The organism is Vibrio fujianensis (assembly GCF_002749895.1).
GTDB lineage: Bacteria > Pseudomonadota > Gammaproteobacteria > Enterobacterales > Vibrionaceae > Vibrio > Vibrio fujianensis.
The window spans coordinates 1-5,332 of sequence record NZ_NBUS01000033.1 but is presented as its reverse complement, the minus strand read 5'-3'; the positions used below and the strand labels follow the sequence as shown (position 1 = coordinate 5,332).

General features: G+C 44.0%; 6 protein-coding genes and 1 pseudogene. All 7 read right to left on the bottom strand.

The window, feature by feature from the left end:
* Window positions 1-1,398, bottom strand: a pseudogene (gene rpoB, locus B7C60_RS17475) (DNA-directed RNA polymerase subunit beta); the annotation flags it as partial.
* 241 nt (window positions 1,399-1,639) lie between these two features.
* Window positions 1,640-2,008 carry a 50S ribosomal protein L7/L12 gene (gene rplL, locus B7C60_RS01540; RefSeq protein WP_099610134.1) on the bottom strand — a complete coding sequence of 123 codons (369 nt, stop codon included), beginning with the start codon at window positions 2,006-2,008 and terminating at the stop codon, window positions 1,640-1,642.
* 59 nt (window positions 2,009-2,067) lie between these two features.
* Window positions 2,068-2,562, bottom strand: a complete 495-nt coding sequence (gene rplJ, locus B7C60_RS01535; RefSeq protein WP_099610133.1) for a 50S ribosomal protein L10 — start codon at window positions 2,560-2,562, stop codon at window positions 2,068-2,070.
* A 271-nt stretch (window positions 2,563-2,833) separates the two neighbouring features.
* Window positions 2,834-3,535, bottom strand: a complete 702-nt coding sequence (gene rplA / locus B7C60_RS01530; RefSeq protein ID WP_099610132.1) for a 50S ribosomal protein L1 — start codon at window positions 3,533-3,535, stop codon at window positions 2,834-2,836.
* Between the two features lie 4 nt (window positions 3,536-3,539).
* Window positions 3,540-3,968, bottom strand: coding sequence for a 50S ribosomal protein L11 (gene rplK / locus B7C60_RS01525; protein ID WP_021021755.1), 429 nt, complete (start codon window positions 3,966-3,968; stop codon window positions 3,540-3,542).
* A 155-nt stretch (window positions 3,969-4,123) separates the two neighbouring features.
* Entirely contained in the window at window positions 4,124-4,672 is a 549-nt protein-coding gene (gene nusG, locus B7C60_RS01520) for a transcription termination/antitermination protein NusG (RefSeq protein WP_099610131.1), read from the bottom strand.
* Between the two features lie 12 nt (window positions 4,673-4,684).
* Entirely contained in the window at window positions 4,685-5,065 is a 381-nt protein-coding gene (secE, locus tag B7C60_RS01515) for a preprotein translocase subunit SecE (protein WP_099610130.1), read from the bottom strand.
* Between the last annotated feature and the right edge of the window lie 267 nt (window positions 5,066-5,332).

Sequence of the window (5,332 nt, the reverse complement as noted above, 5' to 3'; positions counted from 1 at the left end):
AACACGGAATTGGTTTTCTGCCATTTCGCCAACACTACGAATACGACGGTTGCCTAAGTGGTCGATGTCATCCACTTCGCCTTTACCATTACGAATCGAGATCAGCTTTTTCATCACTTCGATGATATCGGTTTCATCGAGTGTGCCTTGCTCTTCCGCACCATCGCGCTCAATAGAACTGTTGAACTTCATACGTCCAACAGTTGAAAGATCATAGCGTTCTGGCGAGAAGAACAAGCTTTCAAATAATGATTCTGCGGCTTCTTTTGTTGGTGGCTCGCCAGGGCGCATCATGCGGTAAATCTCTACTAATGCAGAAATACGGTCTGACGTGCTGTCGATACGCAAGGTTTCCGACATGAACGGACCGTGATCAAGATCATTGGTAAAGAGAACTTCAAGTTTCTTATAACCGGCTTGCGATAGATTAGCTAATGCTTCAAGGCTAACTTCTTGGTTAGCCGCAACAATCACTTCTCCAGTCGCTTCATTGATATAATCTTTTGAGGAGACTTTTCCGACAATATAGTCAACAGGTACTTCAATGAAGCTAACGTTATCTTTTTCTAACTGGCGAATATGACGCGCAGTAACTCGGCGGCCTTTCTCAACATAAACCTTACCATCGGCTTCGATATCAAACGTTGCCGTTTCACCACGCAAGCGCTCAGGGACCAATTCCATCATTAGAGTTTGGTCTTTGACTTCGAAATTCACTTTTTCGAAGAAGATATCGAGGATCTCCTCTGTCGTTTTACCTAAAGCACGAAGAATGATCGATGCAGGTAACTTACGACGGCGGTCGATACGAACGTATAGGTTGTCCTTAGGATCGAATTCAAAATCGAGCCATGAACCACGGTAAGGGATAACACGTGCATTATAGAGCACTTTACCAGAAGAGTGGGTCTTACCCTTATCGCTGTCGAAGAACACGCCTGGGCTTCGGTGCAGCTGGGATACGATAACCCTCTCGGTACCATTAATTACAAAGGTACCATTATCTGTCATGAGTGGAATTTCACCCATGTAGACTTCTTGTTCTTTAATATCTTTGACAGTACCTGCTGGCGCGTCTTTATCAAAAATCACTAAACGTAGTTTTACACGTAGCGGTTTTGAATAAGTTACACCACGGATTTGACATTCTTTAACGTCAAAAACTGGCTCACCAAGACGGTAGCTAACGTATTGCAGCTCTGAATTGCCGTTATAGCTCTGAATTGGAAAAACAGAACGAAAAGCAGCTTCAAGACCGTATTGTCCCTCTGGATCCTGTTCGATAAATTTTTCGAATGAATCAAGCTGGATCGATAGCAGGTATGGAATGTCCAACACTTGTGGACGAGTACCAAAGTCCTTACGGATGCGCTTTTTCTCGGTATAAGAGTAAACCATGGGGTTCCTCAGCTCGCTGATAAGTGACCCAAACTGTCCGCCTTTGTCTATAAAGGAGTAGGACAGTGACTAAATCGCTGTTTACTGTAGTGACATCTTATTTCGTTAGAATAAGATGCTTTTTGCATGGATATGGAACGCTTAAACAGCGGGAAAATTCGCCCATACCCTACAGCGCAAAAAGGCCGGTGGTCAACAAACCACCAGCCGTTAGCCTTTCGGCTAAACAATTAAGTAATAATTACTTAATTTCAACAGTTGCACCAGCTTCTTCTAGCTGAGCTTTAAGAGCTTCAGCTTCAGCTTTCTCAACGCCTTCTTTCAGAGGTGCTGGAGCGCCATCAACTAGAGCTTTAGCTTCTTTCAAACCAAGACCAGTTGCGCCACGTACTGCTTTAATTACAGCAACTTTGTTACCGCCAGCAGCAGTTAGGATTACATCGAATTCAGTTTGCTCTTCAACAGCCGCACCAGCAGCAGCGCCACCAGCAACAACTGCAGCAGCAGCAGAAACACCAAACTTCTCTTCCATAGCAGAGATAAGTTCAACAACTTGCATTACAGACATTTCTGCAATAGCGTCTAGGATTTGCTCGTTAGTAATAGACATAACAATTCTCTTTTAAGTCAACAATAAGTTTATTTGGCAATCAGTGAAAAGCAAGGCAATTAAGCTGCGGCTGCTTCTTTTTGATCGCGGATAGCAGCGATAGTACGTGCCAGCTTGCCTGCAGAAGCTTCTTTCATGCACATCATTAAGCGTGCAATTGCTTCGTCGTAAGTTGGTAGTGTCGCTAGTACTTCAACGTCAGTTAATGCGCCTTCGTATGCAGCTGCTTTGATTTCAAATGCTTTATTATCTTTAGCGAAGTCTTTAAAGAGACGCGCCGCAGCACCTGGGTGCTCGTTAGAAAAGCCAATCAAAGTAGGGCCTACAAATACCTCTTTTAGGCATTCGTAAGCTGTGCCTTCTACCGCACGACGTGCAAGTGTATTACGCACAACTTTCATGTAAACGCCCGCTTCACGCGCTTGTTTACGTAGAGTTGTTAACGCAGCTACTTGAACACCGCGAGAGTCAGCAACAACTGCAGAAAGTGCACCACTGGCCGCTTCGTTGACTTCAGCAACAATTGCTTGTTTGTCTTGAAGGTTTAAAGCCATCTTGGATTGCTCCTGGTTGTTATTACACCACTCACTATTAATAATAATGAGAGCTTATTCGGTGCAGTCCCAGAAGAAAGTTAACTTAATAAAAAATTAGAGCTTTCTGTCAGTTCGGGCACCATCTACGTAGGTTTTATTAAGTTATCTAATTGATAACGCCTACGGTCTTGGACGGAGACTGGGTCATAGTTCAAAGAACCAAAGTTCAGCCCCAACCACAAATATTAGGCGCAAGATTATACATCAATCTCGCACCTAAGCAAATGAATTATGCTTGAGTCGCCAGAGTATTCTGATCAACAGCAACACCTGCGCCCATCGTCGTAGAGATACTTACTTTCTTAACGTAAGTGCCTTTAGCTGATGATGGTTTTGCTTTCTTAAGCGCAACAAGAAGAGCCTCTAGGTTCTCTTTAAGTTGTTCTGTTTCGAAAGATACTTTACCGATCGTGGTATGGATAATGCCGTTTTTGTCATTACGATAACGAACCTGACCCGCTTTAGCATTTTTCACTGCTTCAGCAACGTTAGGAGTTACAGTACCAACTTTTGGGTTTGGCATCAGACCACGAGGACCAAGGATTGTACCGAGTTGACCGACAACGCGCATTGCATCAGGAGAAGCAATGACTACGTCAAAGTTCATTTCGCCTTTTTTCACTTGCTCAGCAAGATCTTCCATACCCACTAGGTCCGCACCAGCCGCTTTAGCTGCTTCAGCGTTAGCACCTTGAGTGAATACTGCAACGCGAACGTCACGACCAGTACCGTGTGGTAGTACAGTTGCACCACGTACGTTTTGGTCCGATTTACGAGCGTCGATACCTAGATTAACAGCAACGTCAACAGATTCTACGAATTTAGCCGTTGCGAGTTCTTTTAGAAGAGCAACCGCTTCGTTGATTTCGTATTCTTTAGTTACATCCACTTTTTCGCGAATAGTACGCATGCGCTTAGTTAGTTTTGCCATTATCTTAACCCTCAACCACTAGGCCCATTGAACGAGCAGTACCCGCAATAGAACGTTTCATCGCTTCGATATCAGCACCAGTCATATCTGCAGCTTTAGTTTCTGCGATTTCTTGGATTTGAGCGTCAGTAACAGTACCCACTTTTTCAGTGTTAGGACGACCTGAACCAGACTTAACTCCAGCCGCTTTCTTCAATAAAACAGCAGCAGGTGGTGTCTTAGTTTCAAACGTGAAAGAACGGTCACTATATACAGTGATAACCACTGGAATAGGTAAACCTTTCTCTACAGATTCTGTTTTGGCATTAAATGCTTTACAGAATTCCATAATATTAACACCACGCTGACCTAGAGCAGGACCAACTGGTGGACTTGGGTTAGCCATACCGGCTGCAACTTGCAGCTTGATATAAGCTTCAACTTTCTTTGCCATGATATTTCCTAAATTATGGGTACAAACGCTGATCGCTCGACCAGCTCCCCAGTTACTTTACAAGTTTTAAAGATCATTAAAAAAGATAACGACCAATAAAGGGCGCGAAATTATAGTCAAAAGACACGCCTTAAACAAGACTCAGAGGTGATATTTTAATCAAGCTTTTCCACTTGACCAAATTCAAGCTCGACTGGTGTTGCCCGACCAAATATTGACACAGAAACTTTCAGACGGTTTTTCTCATAATCAACTTCTTCGACTGTACCATTGAAGTCGGCAAACGGACCTTCTGTAACACGAACCACTTCACCCGCCTCAAACATCGTTTTCGGACGTGGAGACTCACTCGCTTTTTCCAGACGGTTCAATATCGCATCAGCTTCTTTATCTGTGATCGGTGCTGGACGATCTGACGTGCCACCAATGAAGCCCATTACACGAGGAACGCTACGTACCAAGTGCCATGACTCATCATTCATGATCATTTGAACCAGCACGTAACCTGGAAAGAATTTACGCTCGCTCTTACGACGTTGGCCCGCGCGCATTTCCACCACTTCTTCGGTTGGAACAAGAACTTCACCAAAGTGTTCTTCCATTCCATGCATTTTGATATGCTCACGAAGTGATTGAGCGACACGGCCTTCAAACCCAGAAAAGGCTTGAACGACATACCAGCGTTTTTTTGGAGCTTCACTCATGTATTAAACCCTCTATACTCCAGTTACAAAAGCAACAAGACGAACCATAATGCCGTCAATGCCCCAAAGAACCAGAGCCATTACAATACTTACAGCTAACACGATCAGTGTCGTTTGCATGGTTTCTTGCCGTGTTGGCCACACCACTTTGCGGACCTCCATGCGAGATTCGCGTGCAAACACAATCGCAGCTTTACCTTTAAAAGTCGTTGCAGCAACTCCAAGAGCCACTGCAATTAACACAATAACACCCGCAGCACGAGCGACAACCGACAACTCACCATACAGGTAATTACCCACAACAGCAGCAGCAAGCAATACAAAAGTGATGATCCACTTCATTGTATCTAGCGCATTTGAGCTATCAGGAGCTTCAGCATTATTAGCTTTCATAAACCAACCTGTCACAAGTCTAACTATAGACGACAACAGCCCCGCTGTTGCAGGGCAAATCCATTTCATCAGCAACTACGCTGACATACTATTTGACCAAGATTATTCTCAGCCCCGAAATCCATGCTAGCGTTTGATAAATCAACGAAATAACTAGCAGTGCAGAAAAAGGGCATCAAATGATGCCCTTTTTACTACGGTATAGTCAAATCATTCTTCACAGAAACTGTGATTAAGCGATGATCTTCGCTACAACACCTGCACCAA